This is a genomic window from Atopostipes suicloacalis DSM 15692, from assembly GCF_900129085.1.
Classification (GTDB): domain Bacteria; phylum Bacillota; class Bacilli; order Lactobacillales; family Carnobacteriaceae_A; genus Atopostipes; species Atopostipes suicloacalis.
In genome coordinates this window covers 1-24,439 of record NZ_FQUF01000004.1, presented here as the reverse complement: position 1 = coordinate 24,439, position 24,439 = coordinate 1, and the positions used below count along the sequence as shown (strand labels likewise).

Sequence of the window (24,439 nt, the reverse complement as noted above, 5' to 3'; positions counted from 1 at the left end):
GAAACAGAGACTCGTTTATAATTTGATCAGCTGATCATCTTACAAATGAGTCTCTTTTATTTTTTATTTATAATATCCTTCGTTCCACAAGACGACTTCTTCTTGTGCTAGAGATTTCTTCACATCAATAATCCGCTGATTAGAACTTCCCCTAAAATCTAAATCATAGCTAAACTGTTCTAATACAAAGCGTCCATCAACGAGTACATCCACTAAATCCAATAAAGCTAACTTATCTTCACTTCCTCGTAAAATTTCTTCCCAAGTATAGCCTGTCCAAGACCAAATATCTTTTTGATCCCCATAGACTTCGCGAACACGTTCGCAAATTGAAATCGTCACGTCTGTATTTAAAAATGGTTCACCACCGAGTAAAGTTAAGCCCTGACAATACTCTGCTTTTAAATCTTCAACAATTTGTTTTTCTAATTCTTCTGTATATGGTTTTCCATATTTAAAATTTTGTGCGATCTTATTGTAACAACCCTTGCAAGCAAAGGGACAACCACTTACATATAAGCTACAACGAACTCCTTCGCCATCCACAAAATTATACGGCTTGTAGTCTGCAATATAGTTTTGGCTAAAATCTTTAGACTCCCACTTCACAGGATCAAAAGTCCCCAAATTATTCGGCCCCTTTCATGTGTTTCACGCGTGCCTTAATTTCTTTATGGCGACCTTCTGCCATAGGACGTTTTTGAGGATTTCCAAGATACCCACACGTACGCTTCACCACATCACAGGTTTCAGGATTCGTATTTCCACATTGAGGGCACTTAAAGCCTTCAGCTGTTGGTAAAAATTCTCCTTCAAAATGACATTCAAAACATTGATCAATGGGCGTATTGGTTCCAAGGTAGCCAATTTTGTCATAGGCATAATCCCAAACAGCTTCTAGTGCTTTTGGATTACTGCTTAATTTTGGATATTCACAATAATGAATAAAGCCTCCGCTTGTTAAAGGCGCATAATCTTTTTCAAAATCGAGCTTTTCAAAAGGTGTGGGATTTTTCCGTACATCGTAATGGAAGCTGTTAGTGTAATAACCTTTATCTGTAATATCAGATACTAAGCCAAATTTTTCTGTATCTATTTTACAAAAACGATCCGTCAAACTTTCACTAGGCGTTGAGTAAACACTGAAGTGCAAATCATACGCATCGCTCCACTCATCGGCATTTTGTTTCAGTAAAGATAAAATCTCGATTGTAAAATCTTTTGCTGCTTGATTATCTTCCCATTCAGGTCCGTAAAATACCGTTGCTGCTTCATATAAACCAATATATCCTAGGGAAACAGTTGCGCGACGATTTAAAAATAATTTGGATACATCATCTTTAGATTCTAAGCGATCACCAAAAGCTCCATATTGGTATAAAATTGGTGCGTTTTCCGGTACAGCTTCCATGACTCGTCGTGCTTTAAAAAGCAAGGCATCTTTTAAAATGAATAATCTTTCTTCTAACATCTCAAAAAATCGTGTTTTATTTCCTTCAGCTTCCATGGCGATTCGTGGAATATTTAAAGTGACAACGCCTAAATTCATTCGACCAGCGGTAACATCTTCGCCTGCATCATTTTTCCAACCTTGTAAAAATGAACGACAACCCATTGGCGCTTTAAAACTTCCTGTCAATTCAACAATTTTATCGTAACTAATAATATCGGGATACATTCTTTTAATTGAACACTCTATCGCTAGTTGCTTGATATCATAATTGGGATCCGCTGGTTTGAGATTTAAGCCATCTTTCAATGTAAAAATTAATTTTGGAAAAATAGCTGTTCGTTTTTCTTTTCCTAGTCCTTCAATTCGTATTTTGAAAATAGCTTTCTGGATTTCTCGTTCGATCCAATTGGTTCCAAGACCAAAACCAATCGTTGTAAATGGCGTTTGTCCCTGTGAAGTATAAAGAGTATTGATTTCGTATTCTAGACTTTGCATGGCATCATAAATATCTTTTTTGGTTTTTTCATAGGCAAAAGCTTGTTGTTTTTCTTTATCCTCCAGCCATTCTTGGGCGGTTTTCAGATGTTTTTCGTAGTTGATTTCAGCATAGGGTGCTAATATTTCATCAATCCGATCAAAACTACAACCACCATATTGAGAAGAAGCCACATTCGCAATAATTTGAGCCGTTTGTGCAGCAGCTGTTTGAATTGAACGAGGGGATTCCACTTCAGCATTTCCAATCTGAAACCCTTCTTCAAACATGGATTGAAAATCAATTAAACAACAGTTACTCATGGGTGAATAAGGCGTATAATCCAAATCATGATAATGAATTTCCCCTTTTTCGTGGGCATTTGCAACATGCGTTGGGAGTAACTTCAATCCAATCGCTTTCCCAACAATTCCTGCTGTTAAGTCGCGTTGTGTGTTGAACACATTACTATCTTTGTTTGCATTCTCGTTTACAATGGTTTTATCTTGTTGGAGAAGCTGTTGGATCATTACATTTACATCACGACGATCTTTTCGACCTTTTGCTTTCTCTTCTCTTCGATGAATATAAGCTTCAGCTAGAAACGGATAATCTTTTTGTTCTAATACTTCAAGAACAACCTCATCTATATTTGTTGTGGTTAAACTGCCCCTAACTTCCTCAGTTAAATTATCTACTTTACTTTCCACTTCAAAAGCCATTTCTCTTGCCTCTTCAAGTGAATATTTCTGATCCAATTGTTGAGTGGCTTGAGATAAAGCTTGTGTAATTTTTTGGACATCAAAGTCTTGCTTACGTCCATCTCGTTTTTGGATGAATATTGTTTTCTGTGTCATTTTTTCTTCTTTATGGACTTGCATCCTCTATTCCCCCTTATGTCAATAATTAATTATTTCACAAACAATTACAAAAAAATATTAAATATTCACTACTAAGAAACAGAAAGCAAGCAATTTTTTTAGATATTATTTTGGATGGCGACAATATAAGCCATTCAAAAAAAACCATAAAACAAAAAAGCCCAAAGGCAGAATTGCACTCGGGATACTTGTTTACTACTTTGCCTCGAAGTAGTTACACCAAAGATATTAATAAAAAGACCTGACTTGAACAATGTTCTTACAGTGGCGGGACCGTTTCGGATTTGCACCGAATTCCATTTATTATTATCTATATATACTTATTTTTTTATGTAATTAAAGATTAACATACTATATATAGTGTTTCAACCAAAAAATAAAAACCCAAAAGTTAGTCTCTATTCTACTAAGCTTTTGGGGTAAATTATATTTTATTTATTAGCTTTTATTTCTCCTGGATAAAAGTTTACGGTGTAAAATTCGTTTTCCTCATCTAACTGATGAAAGATAGAAACAAGTTTTTCGCCATATTTCCCTAGATGTTCAATCACTGCATTCACATGCGTAAATTCAACTACAGTTGGCTCACTTGATTCATTAAGCACATCCCATAATGCATCCAAGTTGCTTCCAAAATACTTTGGAAAACTAAATACACGATTCAAATGGGCATACATTAAATCCTTTGTTACCATAAAATCTCCATCAATTACCATTATTTTCATTCTGTTCACCACCTGGTTTCATTTCTTCAAAACTTTCATAATGGTCCTCCGTATAAAAGTATAGTCCATCATTTGAATAGATAAGACGTTTCGCATTACGGTGACCTCCTTCATAATCGACATCCGCTTCATAATAATCCCGGTCGTCGTCTTCAGGTAATAACTCTTCATAATTTCCAAAATAATCGCCACCAATACTTGCATCTGGTGCTACTTCCCATAAGTTACCTTCTTTAGCGTCCCACCCTAGTTCACGCGCTTCTTTTTTTGTTAAAAAATTAGGGGGTAATTCATCAAAGGCTTCTAAATAATTGACCAGATCTTGCGGTTCTGTATAAGACTGGCCCTCTGTAACATTACGTGAATCCTCACTCGTGGACGTCTCTGTTTCTGGAGTAGGCATATCTTCTAAAAGATCCATCGTCCCACAAGCAACCATCAACACCATCAAAATTGGCCACACCAAAAATTGTTTCACTCTTTTTAGCATTCACTCATCCCTCACTTTATCTATTGTTTTTCGCTCTACTTCGTAAAATGACACATAAAAGTCATTTTCGAAGAAGTTAGAGTAATGAATAAAGTTCGACTTCTGGATATTTATCACTGAACCAGCGCAAAGCGAAGTCACTTTCAAATAAAATAACGGGCTGATCGTAGCGATCTTTTGCCAATAAACTTCGATTGGAACTCATATTTTCATCCAATTGATCAGGATTAATCCAACGAGCAATCTTATTGCCGAGAGGTTTCATGACCACTTCGGAGTTATACTCTTTATTCATCCGATGTTCAAACACTTCAAATTGAAGTTGTCCAACTGCACCTAAAATATATTCTTCAGTATGATAGGTTTTATATAATTGAATGGCTCCTTCTTGAACGAGCTGTTGAATTCCTTTGTGATAAGATTTTTGTTTCATTACATTTTTAGGTTCCACTTTCATGAAAATTTCTGGCGTGAATTGTGGAAGTTCTTTGAAAGTTACTTGATCTTTTCCTTCGTAAATTGTATCGCCAATCTGGAAATTTCCTGTATCGTATAAACCAATAATGTCTCCTGCCACAGCGTGTTTAACAATCTCACGATCTTCCGCCATAAATTGAGTGGAGTTATTCAAACGAAAATCTCGGTCTGTACGTGATAAGGTCACACTCATTCCAGGCTCGAATTGTCCCGAACAGATGCGTACAAACGCAATCCGGTCTCGGTGTTTGGGATCCATATTGGCTTGAATTTTAAAAATAAAACCTGAAAAATTCTCATCTGTTGGTTCAACGGCTAGTTCTTCTTGGTCGATTGTTGTACTTGGTTCAGGTGCGAATCCTAGAAATGTTTTTAAAAAGCTTTCGACACCAAATCCTGTTAGAGCTGACCCAAAGAATACCGGCGTTAATTCGCCCGCAGCGATCGCTTCTTTAGAAAATTCATTTCCAGCAATTTTCAAAAGCTCCACTTCTTCAAGAACTTGCTCATATAGACGATCTTCTTTTAGTCGGTGCTCCCCTTCAATTTCTCCCTGTTCGTTTAAAGGAAGATACGTCTCGCCATTATTCCATTCATCTGGATCATTAAATTCAATACGGTTATGATAAATATCATAAACACCAATTAAACTTCTCCCCGTTCCAATTGGCCAATTCATTGGATACGCATCAATTTCAAGAACCTCTTCTAGTTCCTCCACTAAATCAATCGGTTCACGGCCATCGCGGTCTAACTTGTTCATAAAGGTAAAGATAGGAATCCCACGCATCCGACAAACTTTAAATAGTTTTTCCGTTTGTGCTTCAATCCCATTGGCTGTGTCTACGACCATGACTCCAGAGTCTACTGCCATTAAGGTACGATAGGTATCTTCTGAAAAATCCTCATGGCCTGGAGTATCTAAAATATTTACATGTTTATCTTCATAATTAAAATGCATCACCGAACTTGTAACGGATATTCCACGTTGTTTTTCAACTTCCATCCAGTCAGAAGTCGCGAATTTACCCGTTTTACGTCCCTTGACCGTCCCTGCTTGTCGGATAGCTCCTCCAAGCTTTAACATTTGTTCAGTAATCGTTGTTTTACCAGCATCCGGGTGGGAAATAATTGCAAAGGTCCGACGTTGATTCACTTCATTTTTTAATAATTGTTGATCTACTTTCATTAATTTATGCACTTCCTATGTTTCTATAGTTTTTCATTCTTTTTAGTTTATTAAAGTCAGTTTCTTCATTATATATGGATTACACGATAAGTTCCATTAAATATCAAGTATTGAATGTTTCGGCATTCATTTTCATCCGCTTTTTATATTTTAAAGTAAAATACACAAGTTGCAACATTTTTAGCCAAAATAATGCGACTTCTTTTATAAAACGTTCTCTATTACATTCTTGCTACAAATGCCTTTTTTACATGACATAGCCCTTCCTTCTTGTTATTCTCTATTTTGTATTTTTATAAAAAGGAGTTTTTTTATATGGCACAAGAAACTATTCAAGCAAAATGGACCACAAATACCCAATCAAAAATTTACCAAGATGCAACCGATATACGGTATAATGTTTTTATTGCCGAACAGAAATTTCCAGAAGGTTCAGATATCGATGCTCTCGATGAGAAGTCGGAACATCTTGTTCTTTATGATCACAAAGATGCTCCGTTAGCCACAGCACGAATCAATGAACTTGAAAAGCCTTGGTATCAAATTGAACGCGTTGCGGTTTCAAAAAATGCTCGAAAATTAGGATTAGGAAAGATTCTGATTCAAGAAATGGAAGAGCGTATATTAGAAAACGGGGGCGAAGCCATTACATTAAATAGTGAGAGCGAAGCAATCGGCTTTTATAAAAAGAATGGTTATGAAGAAATCGACGATCAATATCTAGATTATCATATTATGCATCAAAAAATGATAAAAACCTTTTAGAAAAATCAATATACAGGAGAGAATTTAATGACTAAAATGAGTTGGACAGAGAATTTAAATTCAAAAATTTATGAAGATGCTTTAAATATTCGTTATAAAGTCTTCGTAGAAGAACAAAAAGTACCTGCAGAGGTAGAAGCCGATGAACTTGAGGACAAATCACATCATCTTGTCCTTTATGAAAACCAAACCCCTCTAGGAACCGCTCGAATTTACCATCGAGGAGACAGCATTTATAAAATACAACGAGTTGCGATCTTGGAAAACTACCGTGGACAAGGAATTGGCGCTCAACTCATGAAAGAATGCGAACTCCAAATCAAAAAACTTCACGGAACACAAATTACTCTAGGTGCACAACTTCAGGCTCTGCCCTTTTATGAAAAGCTAGGCTATACAGCAGAAGGCCAAGAATTTATAGATGCAGGTATCCCCCATCGGGAAATGATTAAGAATCTGATTTAATCTTGAATAATAAAAAAGCAGATGTTTTAAAAGATGAAGCCTTATAAACTTCAACCTTTTTAGACATCTCCTTTTTCTTTAATCTTTTTTATTCTGGCTTCTTTTTAAAAGTGCTTCCCTCTTAGCTCGAGCGGTTTGCTCTCGACGAATACGTTCTTTTGGAAGGTTATTTAATAAGTTCAACTGATCATCTTTTGTAATTTCTACTTCAAATACATCTCCAATTTCAATATCTGATGGTAATTGGGCAGTGGGTAAATGATAAATTTTTTGAATGTTATCTACTATAAAAACAGCTAAGTCTCCATTTATTTCTTCAAATACAGCTTTCATTTAAATAAACCTCCAATAGTACCTCTTATTTTTCGGTTTCCATTGTTATTTCGCCTGCCTCATCGATATAAAGTGATATTGTTCCAAATTCATCCGTCCCATAAACTGGAATATTTTCTGCTGCAAGGCGTTCAAGTGTTTCAGGACTTGGATGTCCATAAGAGTTATTAACCCCCGCTTGATAAAAAGCCATCTTTGGTTGAACAGCTTCTAGCCACTGCTCTCCAGAACTATTCTTAGCCCCATGGTGGCCCAAAATGAGTAAATCGGACTTCAAATGGAAGTTTCGTTTAATAACATCCTTTTCTCTGGGGATAGAAGCATCTCCTGAAGTCATCACCGAAAGATTATCAAACACCATCCGCATAATAATGGATTCATCATTTGGATCTTTTTGTGGACTATCAGGTGCCGGATGAAGAATTTGAAGATCAAATGCCCCACGATTAAATCTTTCTCCTGCTTTTGGTTCAACATACTCGACATCCTGTTCTAATAAAGTATCCAATAAATCTGCATAAACTTTTGAAGTATGATCCATTCCATTCATCCACACTTCTTGCACATCAAAATATTCAAGCACTAAATCGCCATGACCAATATGATCTGAATCATTATGAGAAAAAACCAATAAGTCAATTTTTTCTCCCAATCCAATATATTGATCTAGATAAGAAATAATGCGTTTTTCAGAATCGTCGTAGCGACCCGTGTCTACCAATACTGAGGTCCCATCACTTGCGATATATAAGGTGGAAGAACCTTGCCCCACATCAAATAAATGAATTTGGCCCGTTCCTCCCGCTCCTGAAACATCAGACTTTTTAGAAGGTTGGGTTCTATTTTTTATTTGCTCTTCAAGTTGAACAAAGGTCTCATCTAACTTTGCTTGAATTCCTCTTAAGTCGATATCTTGACGTCCCGTCAAATAACCGCCAATAAAAATGAAAAAAGCGATGAGCCCTCCTAATACCCAACGATTTCGGCGTTCTCTTTGCTTTTTAGTTAATCTTTTTCTCTTCGCCAATTCTTTCACTCCATCTTGCCATGACTAGCTTTTTTGAATATAAAATATCATAATAAGAAAGCTTTACTTCGCTTGTTCTTCTACAAGCTTTTGCATATCTTCTGGTAAAGAGGCTTGGACTTCCACAAATTGACCCGTCAGAGGATGCTCAAAACGATAGGATGAGCAATGCAATGCTTGTCGATCCAACAATTTCTTTGAACCGCCATACAAATCATCCCCAACAAGCGGATGCCCAATATGTGACATATGCACACGAATTTGATGCGTTCGCCCCGTATGCAACGAAAGCCTAACATGGCTGATGTCTTTTTCCAGATACTTTATCACTTCATATTGGGTAATCGAAGGCTTCCCTTCTGGAGCTACCATTCGCTCAATGATCGATTCGGGTGAACGAGCAATCGGAGCATCGATCAAGCCCTCTTTTTGTCTTAAATGACCTTGTACCAGAGCCTCATAATGCTTCTCGAGCTTTTGATGACTCAATAGATTCCCCATCAGTGAATGAGCCAGCGTATTTTTGGCAATAAGCATAACTCCACTAGTATAACGATCTAACCGCGTAACGATATGGACCACTTTATGTCGATAATCCTGCTCCAAATAATATCCCTTGACTCGACTGGCTACCGTATCTCCACGGTGGGCAGGCGATGGGACAGAAATTAAGCCAACAGGTTTATTGATTATTAAATAGTGGTCATCTTCATATAAAATATCCAGTGGTTTATGCGTTGTTATTAAATTGGGGTTAGGTTCTTCTATTGGAAGATTCAACTCTACCCAATCCCCCACTTTTAATTCCTTTCGCACCCGTTCTTCTTGTCCATTTACTAAAAAAGTACCGCCGTGAAATTTTGTTCGTCCAATAATGCGTCGCGAAACCCCTTTTTGTTTTAAAAATTCTTTTAAATATTTTTCATCTTCTGCTGTCACTTGCCATTTAACTGTCATTTAAAATTTCTCTCCAATAAAAGCATCACTTACTCGATCCCAAAAATGTGTATGGCGATAACGGGCAAAATGTATCGAATCTTCCGCGATTCTGAGACGAATATTTTTAACTTCTGTTTCCGTTGCCGTAATATGATCGAGTGTCAATAATAAATCTTGAGATTCGAGTAAATCAAGATTGATGACTTCATCCTCAGCAATAATCAAAGGAGAACTTAACGTCCGGTAGACGCGATTATTTATAGAAGCTATCTCCGTCATTTGTAAAGCTTTCAAGCCAGGGTGTAAAACGGCTCCACCAATTGATTTACTATACCCCGTGGAACCTGTAGGTGTTGAAACACAAATACCATCGCCACGAAAGCGTTCAAAATGCTGTTTATCAATATAAACATCAGAAACCATAGTTCCACCCACTTTTTGAATGGTTGCTTCATTGAGAGCAAGAAAGTTATTGGCTTGACGATCTCCTTCATATGTAACGGAAACATCTAGCAAAGGATAGGCAACATACTCTCCGTCATCTTTTTTAATACTATCTACTAAAGATTCCAACTCAAATTCTCGCCAATCGGTATAAAATCCTAAATGACCCGTATGGACACCAATAAAGCGGATGGTATCTAGTTGATGGGCGTAACGGTGAAAACCAGAAAGTAACGTGCCGTCCCCACCGACTGTAATTAAAATATCAGGCTTTACAGGGTCAATCTCGATATTGGCTTCCTTAAGTAGTGCCACTAATTTATTAACCACTTCAATTGTATTTTTTTTATCATTATTTTGAATAGCAACTTTCATTCTACTTGCTCCTAACAAATCATTTGATGATTTTAAAGAATGATTTTCATTCATTTATAGCATATTTAATTGTAACATAACTTATCTACGTACAGAAAACACTTCTTTTGTTTTTAGATGAATTAAAGCAAATAAAACTATCTTTTCAAGTTAGTTTGGTATAATAAAAAGAGGTAAGAAAACGGTATCTCATATTAAAGGAGCGAATAGAATGAAGCGATTGTTAAGTTGTTACCCCAGTGATTATAAAATGATGACGGCCGAGGATTTAAAAAACTCAATTATTGCTAGTGAAGGCCGAACGATACTAGCAGAAACAGTGGTCACTTCTCCTCCCCTGTTAGAAGGTGTTACGAATGCTGAAGTGATGACGGCTTTTGGTGCAGATTTGATTGTGTTGAATGAATTCGATGTGTTTGAAAAAGAAATTATTGGAATGGAAACGACAGTCAATCCTATCCAACAAATCAAAGAATGGGTAGGTCGGCCAGTAGGAATCAACTTAGAACCTGTTGATCAAGCGGCTTTCGTTCATGATGAACAAGTGACCCTTTCAGCTGGACGATTAGTCTCAGAAGAAAGTTTACAAGAGGCAAATAAATTAGGAATTGATTTTATCATGCTGACTGGAAACCCTGCAACAGGTGTTTCGATGGACGCCATAGAAAAAGCTTGTAAGCTTACTAAAGAACACTACACAGGATTAGTGTTTGCAGGAAAGATGCACGGCGCAGGTTTAGCAGAAGATATTATTGATATTGAACAGTTAAAGAACTTCATAACACAAGGTGCGGATGGCGTACTTATTCCAGCAAGTGGTACAGCTCCTGGTGTAACTGAAGAAGTTGCGTTTACCGCTACAAAAGCTATTCATCACTTAGGAGGAATCGTGATTAGTACGATCGGTACTAGTCAGGAGAGCGCGGATAAAGATACCATTCGCGAAATTGGTTTAAGTAATAAACGAGCAGGGGTAGACGTTCATCATATCGGGGATGGGGACTATGGTCGAATGCCTGCTCCAGAAAATATTATGCAACTGGGACTAACGGTTCGCGGGAGAAGGCATACGTATTTCAAAATGTCTCAATCCTTAAATCGCTAAATTTATGCATTTTTATTTCACAAGTCTTACGAAGTCATTTTGAGAAAATAGTCCTGAATAAAGGGGTAAGGAAAGGAGAAACCACTATGCTAGATTATTTACCGACTGAGATTTATGAACTTAGCGGTCTTACCATTGCTTTTCGTGTCGTTTTAGCAATGTTTGTTGGTGGATTAATTGGTACAGAACGGGACATTAAAAACCGTGCGGCGGGTATTCGAACGCATATGCTTGTCTGTTTAGGAGCTGCTGTTGTCATGATGACCAACCAATATGTCGCTGAAACCTATACAGAAAGTAATATAGATATTACACGAATGGGTGCTCAAGTGGTCAGCGGAATTGGTTTTTTAGGTGCGGGTACTATTTTAGTGACGAGTCACAATCGGATTCGAGGATTGACCACTGCAGCGGGTTTGTGGGCAGCCGCAACTCTTGGTCTAGCCATCGGTATTGGTTTTTATGAATTGGCACTCATCGGAAGTTTCGCCATATTATTCATTGTAATTTTCTTAAGGCCTTTTAAACAATTCGTTCAAGAACGAACGGAGATTTCCCAATTCACTTTACTCATCTACACAGAAGATGGTCTTGATAATTTTCTAAAATTTACTTCAGATGAAGAAATAAAATTGATCAATATGAGTATCGAAAACGAGCATGACCTTGATGACGCAACAAAAGGAACCATTATAAAAGTCACAATCGAATTAGCCCCCGAAGCACATAAAGAAGACTTTATTAAATATTTAAAATCTTTAGAGGGTGTAAATCATGTGGTAGAAATTTAAGTCGTCATTTAAAAAGCCATGGTTTAAACCCATGGCTTTATTTTGTATCCTCAAAAAGGATTCTATTTTTGAGTGACTTGCCTTTTATAGTAAGAATAGCCACCTCTTGTGTTAGATATATTTTTTCTTACAAATTCACCGTTTGGGTATTTTGATTTAACTTCTTTCATAAAGGTTTCATACACGATATCATTTTTAACCAAGACACTTCCTGTAACGGCCACTTTTGGTGATTTATGCATACCGATTTTTTCAATTAACATAGAAACTTGATTGGCTAATTTTAGTCCTGCTTCTTTTAGAAGTTGAATGGCTTGTTCGTTTCCTTGACTAGCTTTTTCTACAACAACCATTGAAAGATTCGCTACTTGATCTTTACCGGATGCATAAACAAATTTCACTAATTCAAAAACTGTTGAAAAGTCGCCTTCTTTCAGTAGCTTTTTTTCTAATTTCGAATAAGTTTCACCTTTATCAAAAGCATTTAATACTGCTTTAATCAATTCTTTTGCAATATCATAGCCACTTCCTTCATCTCCTAGTAAATTCCCATAGCCACCTACTCTATCTTCTAATCCTTCAAATTTTCCTATCACTATTGAACCTGTCCCAGAAATCACCAAGCAGCCGTCTTCGCCATCTAATAATGCATAATGCGCCATCCAAGCATCATTCAAAATAACAGTTTCTGGCTTAATCGGTGCTAGATTTTCAAAAATGACTTCTCGAAAATCACCAGAATCTACTCCAGCCACACCAAGAACGACCATTTGACAATTATCTTCTCCAAGTTCTTCAAAAAGATTCAATAAACTTTGTCGAATATTCGCAAGTGCTTCCTCAGCATTATTCAGTAAGTTGCCAAAGCCCGTTTGTGTTTCTTTAAGTAATTGGCCTTCTAAACTATAAGCAGCTGCTTTCGTTGACGTGCCCCCACTATCTACACCAATTATATACTTCAATTCAATAGCCTCCTTTGTAAAAATCTTCTATTTAATTATAAAGGAGATTTAAACGAATACAATGTTATTTCAATATATTTTATTTAATACAAAATAATATTTCTTGTGTTAAAAGCATTATAAGTGTTTCCTATAATAAAATATGATAATCTTTAAATACTTATTTTCATGAAAGGATGATTGTTCTGAAAAAATTATTATGGTCAAGTGCCCTCGTTGCACTTTTATTATCTGGTTGTAGAGATAGCCCAGAGAACCAAGATGAAGAAAATCCAATTGACACTGAAGATCTTACAGGAGAAGTCTACGATGTTGAAGGAAATGAGGATACCGAAGATGTTGAAGCTGAAGGTTTAGAAGCAAATACTTTAGTGGGGGCCGTTACTGACATAGAACCCGTCTCCATTGAAGATTACGATAAAGATAAATGGTCCTATGCCGACTTGAGCCATTTAGAACATAAGATCACAAATGAAGTATTTAAAGAAGAAAATAATTTATACATAGGTACAGATAGTGAAAGCGTCATGAGTTTATCCCCTGAATTTGAACCTATTTGGGAAGATAAAAATCCTTATGGTTATAAAGTGAGCCTCGCTATTGATGAGGATTATATCTATAATCCTGCATTAGGCGGTGATGGTTCTACTGATGACGCCCTTAAAGCACTCAATAAAGAATCAGGTGAAATTCAGTATGCCATTGATCTTGAAGATTATGCTGAAATGAGTGAAATACTATTTGATGATGAAGCAATTTATTTGGCTCTTGGAAAAATATCTGATCCAGAAGAATTAACTTTTGCAGACATGGCATCACTTCATAAATTTGATAAATCAAATGGTAAAGAAGTATGGTCTCTTGACTTTGATGGTACAAGATTAGGCGGTGGGCGTTCTCATCCTTATGATCTTACTCAAAGTGAAGACTTAATTTATTTAGTGGAAGAAGACGGTCAAAAATTAGTCGCTCGTTCGAAAGAAGATGGGACTGAAGTTTGGTCAGAAAAATTTGGAGAATCAGATGAAGCTATTCGTCTTGCTCAGACCTTTACTTCAGGAGATTCCGTTTATGTCATTGATAATAATTATGTTTTCTATATATTCGATCCAAAAACTGGAGAAAAAGAAGCAGAATATCAATACAACGGAGAAGTACCAGGAGCAATGGTCCCTTTTCCTGTATTTTACGAAGATACCGTATTTTGGCAAGATGTGGATGAAGACCAACATTATTTAAAAGCTGTTCAACCAAAATCAGAAGAAGAACTTTGGACACTGGATATGGATGAACATTTTCTTGTCGATTATTCTATAGTTGATGGAATGCTTTACGCCTTCTTTGGATCGACTGATTATGATGCCGAAGAAAATACACTAATGGCACGAATAAATCCTGAGACTGGAGAGATCGTGGATTTGGTAGATATGGGCGAGCATATGTCAGCCAAATACAATAATTATTATAGATATATGGGGCTTACAGAACACGAAGGAAATTTAGTTTATTTTTATGAAAAACATTTATTTATATTTAATGAATAGTTTTACCTAAAAAAACTCCTAACGAGATTCGCTAGGAGTTTTTTCTAATTATAAATTTCTGCTTCCATTTGAGCTTCAAATTCATCAAGCATCGCTCTAACTTCATCCGTTGATTCCGTCTCCATTAATCGATGACGTAAATCTGCAGCTCCTTTGATTCCACGAACATAAATTTTAAAGAAACGTCGAAGGGGTTTAAATGGTTGATTCTCTGCTTTTTGATTTTCATCAAATAAATCCAGATGTAATCTGAATAAATCGAGTAATTCTTTTGGACTATGCTCTTTAGCTTCGAATTCAAACGCAAATGGATTTGTGAATACGCCACGTCCTATCATGACCCCATCTACTCCATATTTCTCAACCAGTTCTAATCCCACTTGCCGATTTGGAATATCTCCATTAATCGTAAGCAAAGTATTCGGAGCAATCTCATCACGAAGTTTTTTAATTTCGGGGATAAGTTCCCAATGTGCATCGTATTTACTCATTTCAGAGCGAGTCCGTAAGTGAATTGAAAGATTAGCGATATCCTGTTCAAGAACATGTTTTAACCACTCAAACCATTCATTCACTTTTGAATAACCTAAGCGCGTTTTTACACTTACAGGAATCCCTCCTGCTTTTGCGGCTTGGATAAGTTCGGCAGCCACTTCTGGACGGCGAATCAAACCTGATCCTTTTCCGTTTTTTGCTACATTTGCCGCAGGACAGCCCATGTTAATATCAATACCTTTAAAACCAGCAGTTGCCATATCTATACTCATTTTTTCAAAATGTTCAGGCTTATCTCCCCAAATATGAGCTACAATCGGTTGTTCATCTTCAGTAAAAGTTAAACGTCCACGCACACTATCTTTCCCATCCGGGTGATTATAACTTTCGGCATTCGTAAACTCAGTGAAATAGACATCCGGTTCAGCCGCTTCTTTAATAACATGTCGGAATACTACATCTGTTACATCTTCCATGGGGGCTAATATAAAAAATGGTCGTGGTAAATCATTCCAAAAATTCTCAGTCATTCAATCCATCCTTTCTGTTTTGAATTCAATCTCTTCATAAAAATAAAGCAGAAATTTTCTGCTTTAAGAGGTTATTATTTCTGTTTAAAAACCAGCTAAGAGATAATACCAAAAATAGATGAAAATAACAAGATACTGAGTCTTACAAAAGATTTTACAAGTTCTATATTTATATATACTAAAGTTATTCCAATGCTCTCATCTTGTTCTCTTCCATATTGTTTCCGTTTTCATTCGATATATCGGATATCTAGAGAAAGAGTTAAGCATATTTTATGAAATGATTGAGATTTTAAGGATTTTTTTAAATGATTCTGACGGATATATATTTTTCAGGTATACTATGGACATAGAAAAGCGATAATGAAAGGTGTTTAGTCAATGAGTGTTGAGTTGTATCCTGATCATAAAGCGATTTTACATTTCCAAGATTCTTTAAAAGTCTATGAGATTGATTTTCTTGACTATTTAACAGAATTTCTTTTACGGGATGAATATGTAGATCGACAGTTTGAAATTTATGTAAAACCTACTTTGGGACACTCTGCCTTTGATTTTATTGTTCTTGAACCGAATCAGGTAATTTATAGTTTTCAGACCCCTGAAAATATAAAGCAATATCAAATGAATCAAGAAATTTTTGATTTTTTTATGGAACAAAGACTTTACACATTGAGCCCAACTTTTCAGCGAAGGATTCAACAAACGATTATCGAAAAACAGCAAGAAAAAAAAGAAGTTGTGATTAAGCAATTATTCTATATTTATGAAGAAAATTTTTTAGAGGAAATTTACGAAGAAGGTTTGGAAGAGTCAATTCTAATTACTTCTAAAGATTTTCAGAATAGTACTTCAACCTTAAATGAAATTTTTTCCGTAGAGAAAGATTCTAGTATTCAGTTAACAGAAACGGAAACAGAAGAAATCAAGCAACGATTAAATCCAAATACAAATATCGAAAATTATATTTCGAAAAGTCTTCCCCGTGATTACGACGTCTTTGCCAAAAGTCAGTCACAAAGCAAACACAAATTTAAAGGTGCTCAGGGCTCAGGGAAAACACTGCTACTCACTAAACGAGTTATTAATTGTGCCAATCGTTTAAAAGAAAATGAAAGAATCTTAGTTATTTCCGGAAATATTTCTAAAGTGAATGATTTAAAGAATCTAATTACGGCTGAAGATGGACGTTCTCTTCAAGAATTGGGAATTGATATTTCGAGTTTCCAGGAGTTGGCTCCCGCTAAGAAAAAATATCAAGCTTTGTTTATTGATGATGCACAATATTTGAAAAGTTCTTGGATTGATTATTTATTAGAGCATTATTTAGTCGAAATGACTGAAGAGAATGACTATGAATATGTTGTTATGGCTGATGAAGCGGAATTGCCGGCTGTGCCAAAGATTTTCGGTCCTTATCGAACACTGAAACACGATCTAAGAAGGATAAATAAGATGTTAAAAGATAGTCGCGAAATTTTTCTAAGTATTTTAGGTAGTTAATAAAAACTACACGTATTCTTCAATATGTAGAATCGTGTAGTTTTTATTTTTTTATAGTCCAATTTTCTTCTCAGCTTTCCTCATAAAAACACCTACTACATAGGAAACTCCCATAACCAGTACAAAACTGAACACTATATATAAAAGCGTATTCCAATCCCAACCTAATGTTGCGTAAACATCCCGCCATATACTTAAAAATAAATAGTGACTCAAATAAATATAAAACGAATATTTACTGAGTTTAAGAAGAACTTTATTTATCTTCTGATAATCAAAGGGAGTCACAATCATCAATAACACAAGCATAGTAGAATAAAAGATAACGGTTGGACGTGTCGAAGCCAGTACCAAATTAAAATCAAAAAGATCTCCAACTAAAAAGGGCGTTAATAAAACAAGACTCATGGATAAAACTAAACCAATCCAAATAAAAAATTTGTATTTTTGCAGATGTTGAACTTTCTCTTTAAAGTTTCTAGCAAACCACATACCAAAGATAAAATAAAAGATCCAGTTTAAAATATTTTTGTTCATATAAAAGTATTCATGTTGAATCCATACATCAGAAAGCTGACTAATCATTGTTATGAATAAAGACAGTAAAACACCAAATTTATTAGCTACCTTCAGCAATAATGGATAAAAAACGTAGAGAACAAGGATAACAGGGACAAAATATAAATGATTATAAATTGTTCCTAAAAGAAAAGCTTTCAACACTTCCATTAAATTTTGTGAGCTCCAAACATCCGAATAAGCTAAGTAAATAAAATTCCAAACGATATATTGGGGAAATACGCTCAAAAATCTAGCTTTTAAAAAGTCCCAATACCCATCACTTTTTGCATAGCTTTCAGCAATGGTTAAGCCCCAACCTGATAAAAAGAAAAAAACAGGGACTGCGAATCTAGATATTTGATTAACTAAGACTGCCAAAACTTTTCCCTCAGTTGCTAAAGGGGCAGTAATATGAATTAAAACCACTCCTATAATGGCAAACCCCCGAAGGATATCAAATTTTTCATATCTTGTACTCATAATGTTCCACTACTCTTTTCTAGTTAAAAATTTTATGTATTCTTTGCTAAAGGTTATTTTACAGGATATAAGTGAAAAATGAGTGACAATATGATTATAACTTGTAACATTTCCTTATAATTATTACGACTACTAAAATCTTTAACTCTTCCCCTTTTAATCTTCTAGTTTAATTGAATGAAAAAAAGATGCAGCTATTTGCTGCATCCAAATGAATATCTCAGATCCCCCATCGGTTTGTCATCCTAATTCCTAGACCATACCCTAATAGGCCCCCAATGATTCCTCCTAGTATTATTCCAATCCAACCGACTGCTTCATAGCCTTTCCAAGTTAAAAATACAAATTCGGGATAATAATTTCCACCGATGTATGTGCCTAGTAAAAAACCGATAAAGGCGCCAATAAGAAGAAATATAACTGCTCCAACCCCTCCATAAATTATCCTTCTCTTCATTTAGATTCGACCTCTCTATTTTTTAGTATGAATCGTTTAACGAGCTAAATGATTCCTTACAAACTTAAATTTTCCACTTTTATCCTTTGGTATTTCTGGAACTTTTCTTAATTTGATTGTCATATTTTCACCAAATGTATAGATTAATTTTTGTAAAATAATGTTATCTATTTTTTCTTCATAACTACTATCAGGAACGATATTGACAATGACATGATTTAATTTTTTTTGAATATATTGCATATTGACAATAGAAGTTTTAAATTCTTCACTTATAATTGAGAGAAAAACGGCTGTTACTTTCCCTTTTTCCTCAGACTCAATATAATCTGTAGATCGTCCTTCTAAGGATTGAACGATTGGAAATGCAGAACCACACGCACATTTTTCTTTTTCCTCGCTAAAATTAATTTTATCTCCAATTCGATACCTAATCAGCGGTGTTCCATTGTTCATAAAAGAAGTAATGAGCATTTCGTCATCCTCTACTTGTTCAATGACTCCGCTCAACTTATGATAATGCAAGTTTCCTGCAGTACATTCGACAACAAATGGAGCGCCCTCACTTGAAGCATATTGATTAAAAACTTTACACTTAAACGCTCGTTCAATTTCTTCTCTATAATGAGGATGCAAAGTTTCAGCTGTTGGAAAAATAGCAATCGGTTTAAAATCTAAAGAGATCTCCTTTGTATTTATATAACGGGCAATTTCATATAAAGTAGAGGGATAACCATCTAACGAAATAGGTTTATATTCATTTAAATTTTTGACATAATAGTGGATATTTTCAGCTTGACTATGAAAGCTTGAATAAAGGCGTTGCTTCATAGGCACGTTATCTCGCCAAAAGATTTTCCTTTGCTGATCAGCCGCAACAATTTCTGATGAATTAAAACTGGCTTTTTTCATCTGACCATTAATAAATCCATGCTCTCTTTTGAAATCATCTAAAATCGCATTACGTCTTTGAATCCCTTCATAAGTATGCAAAAACTTCATAGGAGTTCCAGTTGTCCCACTTGTGTGACTGACTACCGCTTCTTTTTCACTAATTGTATACATTTCTTCTATATGATTTCTGACAATTTTTTTTTCAAGAATAGGCAGTTTCTTTAAGTCATCAGGGGTTTGAATTTGTCGAATATCGATATTTTTGTAGAATTCTTTGTAAAATGGACTATGATTTACCACAAAATGCAATAGTCTTTGTAATTCTTTTGCTTGATATTTTTGAACAGCTACTTCATCTGTCACATCAAATTTATTATAAAAATCCATTTCTCTTTGATAATATTTACCGTTTCTTTGGCGTTTATATTGATATCCTCGAACAGAAGTCAGAATATTTTGCATGAAAATTGGGGATTTATAGTACACTTTCATTAAAACCATTATGCTCACTCCTTATTTATTATTGTCTGAGATATTACATACGCTATTTTTTTGTCTGTACTTTTAAAGTCATTTTATCTAGGGGTTAATTGAATGGATTTTTGACTAAGTATTTTTCATAATCATTCATTCCTACGAGCCATAAGGGAATCATGAAGATTAGGACGTAAATAAAGCCAAAAATGATTAGATAACGTATTTGGTATAAATCTACAAATTGATTCACTAAAAAACCGTAAATAATAGCTGGAAGTAAGGCGGGAATGAACTTTGATATTTCCTTCCAGAAATATGTCATATTCATTCCTATTTTTTTGTGATAGTACCAGTTAATAATCCCACCATTACCTATGATAACTGCTACCGCTGTCCCTAATGCTGCACCTACTACCCCGTATTTTTGTGCGAGTGGAATAGAAAGAAGGATATTTCCTAATGCAATTGTTAGGTAGACCCACGATTGAAATTGATGCATATTTTTGGCTTGTTGAATTTCAATGCCAATATTTTGAATTGCTGGGACAAAAGAAGCTGTCATTAAAAGGAGGGCTACTGGGAAAGACTGGTAATAATCTCTTCCTGCCCAAATCCCAATAAATGGCCTTCCGAAAAAAATAAATCCTGTTAAAACTAGAGACATTAAAATAAACTGGACTCGGCCAACTCGTGTAAATAATTGTGTTAATTCAAAATCATCTGTTTCTTCTGCTACCATTCGATGAACTCTTGGAGTGAAAACATTCGCAATGGTCAATGAAAGTTGTTGGTAATAAATATTTAGATTGGAACCTATACTATAAATAGCGACAGGTATCGTTCCTTGAAAACGTCCCAAAATTGTTTTATCCACATTATTATTTATTTGTTCAACAATCATATTTACGAAGATATAAGAAGAAAAGACCGTCATTTCAATCATTAAATGTCGATCAAAATCCTCGAATAGAAAACGCATCTCCATTTTCTTAATGCAGTAGATAAAAATGATCACTTCTAAAATAATATTAATGGTTACCGTCCCAGCCACCATTCCAATAGAACCATAACCTGCTAATAAAATCGGCAAATTAATTAAAGGAGTGGTGAGCTGAGCGAGGATTAAAAAAACGTTTTGGAAGACAAATTTTTCATTGGCCTGTAGGTATGTATTAAAAACAATTGCCGGAAAAGAAACACTTAAATTAATGACTAAGATTAAAACAAGGATTTGAGCGGTCTGTAATTCCTGACTGGAAAGAGTCGTCCCAAAGATTAAATCTACATTCAGTGCTAATATAACTCCTGCTATAATGACCAAAACGCCCAACAAACTAAAAATTGTTAAAAACATACTATTTAAGATTGCAATTTTTTTATGGTCCTCATTGACCTTGTATCTTGAATAAAAGCGCATATAAGCACTACCAAAACCAAAATTCAATATTCCCAAATACGAAATGGTTGAAGCGGCGATATTATAAAGGCCGTATTCATTTTGTCCAAGCAGACGAATCATTACTGGAGTGTAGACAAGACCTACTACCACTGTAATGATTCGAGAGATATAGGATAGGAGCACTCCAACTTTTAATTGATTGAATTTTGGTTCCATAAATTTCCCTCAATTCTTCAGACATTTTTGAACCGTTAAGAAAAATCCAGAATATTTAAGGTTTTGCTTGAACAAATTTTGTTTCATTCATTGTGATGGCAAGAAGTAAAATAAATAAACCAATAAACTTGTCACGATGTCTTAGTGCCGTTCCAGCGTTACTGACCCCCCAAGAAAAGACCATGATTCCACCCAGAACAATTAATAAGATAATAAGAAGAAAATTTTTATTTTGAACATTTTTATGAAACAAATGCCGAACGCCTAAATAAAGCGTGTAGCCATAAAATAATCCACTAAATAAAAAGGCAATCACATCTGTAATACCTCGCCAAGTCCATGGAAGAGGTGAAAAAATAAAATAAAACATCCGCACTGGTGTATTGACTATAAAATTTAAGATTGGATTTTTAATCGCATAACCAGTTGAATATCCAGACTCTCCCATTACATAAATATCCACCACATCATCGACTTCATTTATATTCGAAAATTTCGCAAAAAATAAGTCATAGTAATTTTGGAACAGATAGATAAATACAAAACCAAAAGCAATGGCTAATAATACTGACTGGTAGCTTATACGAAACTTATCTTTTCTGCGATCGAACAAGATAAGTATCAAGGTATAGGCAACGACCAAAATGATGGACCCTGAATGAAAAACAGAGACTAATAATCCACATACGTAAGCTAGAGTTAACCAAAGAAGATTTTTATCAATCAACCACTTTGAAAAACAATAAAAAGAGAGTGCATATAAAAAAATAATAATACTTTCTCTCAACAAGATACTGCTCATAATGGCGAAATTTGGTAAAATAGCAATCAAGGTTAATGCGAAATACTTGGCTTTCTTTTGAATCTTGTACAGACCCATCGTTTTGTAAATAAATATAATCGCTTGAATCGATAATAAAACGTTAAAAAACTGAGGAATAATCCGCTCAAATCCAAAAAAGGAATAGAGAAAACCAATGACTACAGAATACACATGCCCATTACCATAATTTCCAGTAGCTAAGCCAGTAATGGCCGATTGATTGAACATTTCAGAATCTAATCCGCTGTTGGGTAGGACAAAATAATCACGACCATATAGATCAAAAAACAGAAGAAATAACCTTAAGAAATAAGTTAAAAACAAAATAAGAAAAACTTCTTTTGGAAAATCATATTGTGATAAGTCAAAAATAAAAAATATAGTCGTGATTAACACAATCAGGACGGGTAGCCCCTCAATCCCTAAATAGGCAAAAAACAGATGGGATAGCAAGGCTTGGATAATAAAAACAATCCAGGTAGCAAACATTTTAACTCCCCTCCTTAAGAATAGAAAAATAACAATCTTTCAATTCTTTTGCGGTATCTTTCGCATCAAAACCTGCTTCAATCATTTTTTCTGACATATCTTCTCTAAAGAGTAAATACAAGTCATCAATCATTTTTGCCCATTGCGAAGGCTCTGCTTCAATCGTTTTAAAATGGATCAAGTTCGAAATGTTCACTTCTTTAGTTATTCTATCTGAAGCGATAATGGGTAGTCCGGCAGCTTGAGCTTCAATTAAAGGAAGCGGCACCCCCTCAAATAAAGAGGGAAACAGGAAAACATCCATCGCTTGAAACCATTCATAATAATCCGTATCCACACCTAAAAATCGTACGTTCTTTTTTAACCCATATTCAGATACTTTTCTTTGAAGCTCCTCTTTAAGCTCCCCTTCCCCTATTAATATTAAGATACTCTTTGAATTTAATGCATGATATGCTTTAAAAACATCGATCAAATACAATTGATTTTTCTCAATTTCCATACGTCCCAAATGACCAAGGATCATTTCATTTTTTAACCCCAGTTCAGCTCTTTTCCTTTTCCTTATATTTTCATTGAATATATATTTTTCAGGTTCAAGCGCATTTTTAATCACTCGAACCTCTTCTTTATTTACATTAAAAACATACGCTCCCGCTAACTTTGAACAAGCGAATAAATAGTCAGCATTATTTTTTATAGGAGCACGCAAGATTTTTTGGACATACGTCTTAAAGTTGATAAAATCTCGATCAAAATGCGCATGAGCAATTGTAACTAGCTGATGTTTTTTTGCTAAATCAATCATCAACATAGTGGAAGAGGCATCATGAATATGAACAATTTCCCATTCGGGATGCTCTTGGAATAGCTGATTCACTTTTTTTCGATAAAATACAAAGTTCTTTCCAGAAAATGTCGGAAGAGTAAAAATTCTTCCTCCTAAATTTTTCACTTCAGCCTCATAGAAAAAAGGAGCAGTTCGTTCATTTACTACAAAATCAAATTGAATTTGATCTCGATCAATATTTCTATAAAGATTCATAATCATCGCTTCAGTTTCACCATAGTCTAAAGTTGCTAGTGACTGTAAGATGCGGATAGCTACCATTTAATTCACCTCTGTTTATTTATAGATGGCCATATACTTTGCTTAAAACTTCTTTTGTTAATGCACCAAACAAGGGGCCATTTGTTCTTTGATGGTAATTAATATCTTGAATATTTACACCAATCTCAATTAAATTCGGCTCTCCCAATCGATCAATTGCAATATCCCAAGAAACTAAATCGAAGTAAATTAATTGCTCATGGGCTGTTTTTACTAAATCCAAACTCTCGGCGACACTTGGTAAAACTTTCCCTTTAAACTCAAAATGACTATGCGGGTGTTTTATTTGAAAAGAAAATGCTAAAAAGAGACAAAAAAGCATCTCTCATGGTATAATTAAATCATGAAAATTTTAAAAATATTTACTTAATTGAGTACTAGTTTCTGTTGCCGCAGACCTAGTGCTCTTTTTTCGTCATATGGTACTTTGTCATCTAGAATCTTATAAATAATCCGTAGTAACTTGTGCCCACATGCCACAACTGCTTTTATTTTGGTTCCTCTGTTAGATATTCTGTGATATAACGATCCAAAAGCTGGATCACGTGACCTTCCGGCCATTCC

General features: G+C 35.1%; 24 protein-coding genes and 1 riboswitch. Of the genes, 6 read left to right on the top strand and 18 right to left on the bottom strand.

Annotation, left to right across the window (positions count from 1 at the left end; genetic code table 11):
- Positions 1–63: 63 nt before the first annotated feature.
- The 5 genes from nrdG to BUB96_RS01400 form a co-directional block, all read right to left on the bottom strand.
- On the bottom strand, positions 64–627 hold the full coding sequence (gene nrdG, locus BUB96_RS01420) for an anaerobic ribonucleoside-triphosphate reductase activating protein (protein ID WP_073295173.1): 564 nt from the start codon (positions 625–627) through the stop codon (positions 64–66).
- Between the two features lies 1 nt (position 628).
- Complete coding sequence (gene nrdD, locus BUB96_RS01415; protein ID WP_073295169.1) at positions 629–2,809, bottom strand: anaerobic ribonucleoside-triphosphate reductase; 2,181 nt, start codon at positions 2,807–2,809, stop codon at positions 629–631.
- Positions 2,810–2,996: 187 nt separating this feature from the next.
- A riboswitch (adenosylcobalamin (AdoCbl) riboswitch) is annotated at positions 2,997–3,133 on the bottom strand.
- A 107-nt stretch (positions 3,134–3,240) separates the two neighbouring features.
- Complete coding sequence (locus BUB96_RS01410) at positions 3,241–3,534, bottom strand: barstar family protein (protein WP_073295165.1); 294 nt, start codon at positions 3,532–3,534, stop codon at positions 3,241–3,243.
- The gene (locus tag BUB96_RS01405; protein WP_073295162.1) at positions 3,515–4,024 is read right to left on the bottom strand and encodes a ribonuclease domain-containing protein; all 510 of its coding nucleotides are present in this window, start codon (positions 4,022–4,024) and stop codon (positions 3,515–3,517) included. Before BUB96_RS01405 ends, BUB96_RS01410 begins: the two co-directional genes overlap by 20 nt.
- Before the next feature lie 76 nt (positions 4,025–4,100).
- Entirely contained in the window at positions 4,101–5,690 is a 1,590-nt protein-coding gene (locus tag BUB96_RS01400; protein WP_073295158.1) for a peptide chain release factor 3, read from the bottom strand.
- Between the two features lie 315 nt (positions 5,691–6,005).
- Here BUB96_RS01400 and BUB96_RS01395 point away from each other — a divergent pair, with 315 nt between their 5' ends.
- Positions 6,006–6,455 carry a GNAT family N-acetyltransferase gene (locus BUB96_RS01395; protein ID WP_073295153.1) on the top strand — a complete coding sequence of 150 codons (450 nt, stop codon included), beginning with the start codon at positions 6,006–6,008 and terminating at the stop codon, positions 6,453–6,455.
- Between the two features lie 27 nt (positions 6,456–6,482).
- On the top strand, positions 6,483–6,920 hold the full coding sequence (locus BUB96_RS01390) for a GNAT family N-acetyltransferase (RefSeq protein WP_234945768.1): 438 nt from the start codon (positions 6,483–6,485) through the stop codon (positions 6,918–6,920).
- A 78-nt stretch (positions 6,921–6,998) separates the two neighbouring features.
- Here the strand turns inward: BUB96_RS01390 and BUB96_RS01385 are convergent, their stop codons facing one another.
- The 4 genes from BUB96_RS01385 to BUB96_RS01370 all read right to left on the bottom strand — a co-directional run bounded on the left by BUB96_RS01385 (position 6,999) and on the right by BUB96_RS01370 (position 10,038).
- The gene (locus tag BUB96_RS01385) at positions 6,999–7,253 is read right to left on the bottom strand and encodes a DUF3006 family protein (protein WP_073295150.1); all 255 of its coding nucleotides are present in this window, start codon (positions 7,251–7,253) and stop codon (positions 6,999–7,001) included.
- A 25-nt stretch (positions 7,254–7,278) separates the two neighbouring features.
- The gene (locus BUB96_RS01380) at positions 7,279–8,280 is read right to left on the bottom strand and encodes a ComEC/Rec2 family competence protein (RefSeq protein WP_073295145.1); all 1,002 of its coding nucleotides are present in this window, start codon (positions 8,278–8,280) and stop codon (positions 7,279–7,281) included.
- A gap of 63 nt (positions 8,281–8,343) precedes the next feature.
- On the bottom strand, positions 8,344–9,237 hold the full coding sequence (locus BUB96_RS01375) for an RluA family pseudouridine synthase (protein WP_073295140.1): 894 nt from the start codon (positions 9,235–9,237) through the stop codon (positions 8,344–8,346).
- Complete coding sequence (locus BUB96_RS01370) at positions 9,238–10,038, bottom strand: NAD kinase (protein WP_073295135.1); 801 nt, start codon at positions 10,036–10,038, stop codon at positions 9,238–9,240.
- 211 nt (positions 10,039–10,249) lie between these two features.
- Between BUB96_RS01370 and BUB96_RS01365 the strand changes: the two genes are divergently transcribed.
- Both BUB96_RS01365 and BUB96_RS01360 read left to right on the top strand, forming a co-directional pair.
- The gene (locus tag BUB96_RS01365) at positions 10,250–11,143 is read left to right on the top strand and encodes a DUF7916 family protein (RefSeq protein WP_073295132.1); all 894 of its coding nucleotides are present in this window, start codon (positions 10,250–10,252) and stop codon (positions 11,141–11,143) included.
- Positions 11,144–11,229: 86 nt separating this feature from the next.
- On the top strand, positions 11,230–11,934 hold the full coding sequence (locus tag BUB96_RS01360; protein ID WP_073295127.1) for an MgtC/SapB family protein: 705 nt from the start codon (positions 11,230–11,232) through the stop codon (positions 11,932–11,934).
- 62 nt (positions 11,935–11,996) lie between these two features.
- Here the strand turns inward: BUB96_RS01360 and BUB96_RS01355 are convergent, their stop codons facing one another.
- Positions 11,997–12,896 carry a BadF/BadG/BcrA/BcrD ATPase family protein gene (locus BUB96_RS01355; RefSeq protein WP_073295122.1) on the bottom strand — a complete coding sequence of 300 codons (900 nt, stop codon included), beginning with the start codon at positions 12,894–12,896 and terminating at the stop codon, positions 11,997–11,999.
- 176 nt (positions 12,897–13,072) lie between these two features.
- Between BUB96_RS01355 and BUB96_RS01350 the strand changes: the two genes are divergently transcribed.
- Positions 13,073–14,440 carry an outer membrane protein assembly factor BamB family protein gene (locus tag BUB96_RS01350; RefSeq protein ID WP_073295119.1) on the top strand — a complete coding sequence of 456 codons (1,368 nt, stop codon included), beginning with the start codon at positions 13,073–13,075 and terminating at the stop codon, positions 14,438–14,440.
- Positions 14,441–14,484: 44 nt separating this feature from the next.
- Here BUB96_RS01350 and BUB96_RS01345 read toward each other — a convergent pair whose 3' ends face one another.
- Positions 14,485–15,465, bottom strand: a complete 981-nt coding sequence (locus tag BUB96_RS01345; RefSeq protein WP_073295114.1) for a tRNA dihydrouridine synthase — start codon at positions 15,463–15,465, stop codon at positions 14,485–14,487.
- A 381-nt stretch (positions 15,466–15,846) separates the two neighbouring features.
- Here BUB96_RS01345 and BUB96_RS01340 point away from each other — a divergent pair, with 381 nt between their 5' ends.
- Entirely contained in the window at positions 15,847–16,968 is a 1,122-nt protein-coding gene (locus BUB96_RS01340; RefSeq protein ID WP_073295110.1) for a DNA/RNA helicase domain-containing protein, read from the top strand.
- A 51-nt stretch (positions 16,969–17,019) separates the two neighbouring features.
- On the opposite strand, the gene BUB96_RS01335 is transcribed toward BUB96_RS01340, so the two are convergent.
- From BUB96_RS01335 to BUB96_RS01305, 7 genes are all read right to left on the bottom strand, one after another.
- Positions 17,020–18,009, bottom strand: a complete 990-nt coding sequence (locus tag BUB96_RS01335) for an acyltransferase (RefSeq protein WP_073295105.1) — start codon at positions 18,007–18,009, stop codon at positions 17,020–17,022.
- Between the two features lie 220 nt (positions 18,010–18,229).
- Positions 18,230–18,466, bottom strand: coding sequence for a hypothetical protein (locus tag BUB96_RS01330; RefSeq protein WP_073295100.1), 237 nt, complete (start codon positions 18,464–18,466; stop codon positions 18,230–18,232).
- 36 nt (positions 18,467–18,502) lie between these two features.
- Entirely contained in the window at positions 18,503–19,861 is a 1,359-nt protein-coding gene (locus BUB96_RS01325) for a phenylacetate--CoA ligase family protein (protein ID WP_073295097.1), read from the bottom strand.
- Positions 19,862–19,946: 85 nt separating this feature from the next.
- Positions 19,947–21,452 (bottom strand): lipopolysaccharide biosynthesis protein, encoded by a 1,506-nt coding sequence (locus tag BUB96_RS01320; RefSeq protein ID WP_073295093.1) that lies wholly within the window; start codon positions 21,450–21,452, stop codon positions 19,947–19,949.
- 55 nt (positions 21,453–21,507) lie between these two features.
- Positions 21,508–22,764, bottom strand: coding sequence for a phospholipid carrier-dependent glycosyltransferase (locus BUB96_RS01315; RefSeq protein ID WP_073295080.1), 1,257 nt, complete (start codon positions 22,762–22,764; stop codon positions 21,508–21,510).
- Between the two features lies 1 nt (position 22,765).
- Positions 22,766–23,875, bottom strand: a complete 1,110-nt coding sequence (locus BUB96_RS01310) for a glycosyltransferase (protein WP_073295075.1) — start codon at positions 23,873–23,875, stop codon at positions 22,766–22,768.
- Between the two features lie 19 nt (positions 23,876–23,894).
- Entirely contained in the window at positions 23,895–24,197 is a 303-nt protein-coding gene (locus BUB96_RS01305; protein WP_073295070.1) for a sugar-transfer associated ATP-grasp domain-containing protein, read from the bottom strand.
- Positions 24,198–24,439: the final 242 nt, after the last annotated feature.

Excerpts from the sequence above, each read along its gene's own strand:
- BUB96_RS01310 (WP_073295075.1), bottom strand. The coding sequence starts at position 23,875 with ATGGTAGCTATCCGCATCTTACAGTCACTAGCAACTTTAGACTATGGT.
- BUB96_RS01370 (WP_073295135.1), bottom strand. The coding sequence starts at position 10,038 with ATGAAAGTTGCTATTCAAAATAATGATAAAAAAAATACAATTGAAGTG.
- BUB96_RS01335 (WP_073295105.1), bottom strand. The coding sequence starts at position 18,009 with ATGAGTACAAGATATGAAAAATTTGATATCCTTCGGGGGTTTGCCATT.
- BUB96_RS01315 (WP_073295080.1), bottom strand. The coding sequence starts at position 22,764 with ATGTTTGCTACCTGGATTGTTTTTATTATCCAAGCCTTGCTATCCCAT.
- BUB96_RS01305 (WP_073295070.1), bottom strand. The coding sequence starts at position 24,197 with ATGCTTTTTTGTCTCTTTTTAGCATTTTCTTTTCAAATAAAACACCCG.
- BUB96_RS01375 (WP_073295140.1), bottom strand. The coding sequence starts at position 9,237 with ATGACAGTTAAATGGCAAGTGACAGCAGAAGATGAAAAATATTTAAAA.
- BUB96_RS01390 (WP_234945768.1), top strand. The coding sequence starts at position 6,483 with ATGACTAAAATGAGTTGGACAGAGAATTTAAATTCAAAAATTTATGAA.
- BUB96_RS01350 (WP_073295119.1), top strand. The coding sequence starts at position 13,073 with ATGATTGTTCTGAAAAAATTATTATGGTCAAGTGCCCTCGTTGCACTT.
- BUB96_RS01410 (WP_073295165.1), bottom strand. The coding sequence starts at position 3,534 with ATGAAAATAATGGTAATTGATGGAGATTTTATGGTAACAAAGGATTTA.
- BUB96_RS01360 (WP_073295127.1), top strand. The coding sequence starts at position 11,230 with ATGCTAGATTATTTACCGACTGAGATTTATGAACTTAGCGGTCTTACC.
- BUB96_RS01325 (WP_073295097.1), bottom strand. The coding sequence starts at position 19,861 with ATGGTTTTAATGAAAGTGTACTATAAATCCCCAATTTTCATGCAAAAT.
- BUB96_RS01385 (WP_073295150.1), bottom strand. The coding sequence starts at position 7,253 with ATGAAAGCTGTATTTGAAGAAATAAATGGAGACTTAGCTGTTTTTATA.
- BUB96_RS01320 (WP_073295093.1), bottom strand. The coding sequence starts at position 21,452 with ATGGAACCAAAATTCAATCAATTAAAAGTTGGAGTGCTCCTATCCTAT.
- BUB96_RS01330 (WP_073295100.1), bottom strand. The coding sequence starts at position 18,466 with ATGAAGAGAAGGATAATTTATGGAGGGGTTGGAGCAGTTATATTTCTT.
- BUB96_RS01400 (WP_073295158.1), bottom strand. The coding sequence starts at position 5,690 with ATGAAAGTAGATCAACAATTATTAAAAAATGAAGTGAATCAACGTCGG.
- BUB96_RS01345 (WP_073295114.1), bottom strand. The coding sequence starts at position 15,465 with ATGACTGAGAATTTTTGGAATGATTTACCACGACCATTTTTTATATTA.
- BUB96_RS01395 (WP_073295153.1), top strand. The coding sequence starts at position 6,006 with ATGGCACAAGAAACTATTCAAGCAAAATGGACCACAAATACCCAATCA.
- BUB96_RS01365 (WP_073295132.1), top strand. The coding sequence starts at position 10,250 with ATGAAGCGATTGTTAAGTTGTTACCCCAGTGATTATAAAATGATGACG.
- nrdD (WP_073295169.1), bottom strand. The coding sequence starts at position 2,809 with ATGCAAGTCCATAAAGAAGAAAAAATGACACAGAAAACAATATTCATC.
- BUB96_RS01340 (WP_073295110.1), top strand. The coding sequence starts at position 15,847 with ATGAGTGTTGAGTTGTATCCTGATCATAAAGCGATTTTACATTTCCAA.
- BUB96_RS01405 (WP_073295162.1), bottom strand. The coding sequence starts at position 4,024 with ATGCTAAAAAGAGTGAAACAATTTTTGGTGTGGCCAATTTTGATGGTG.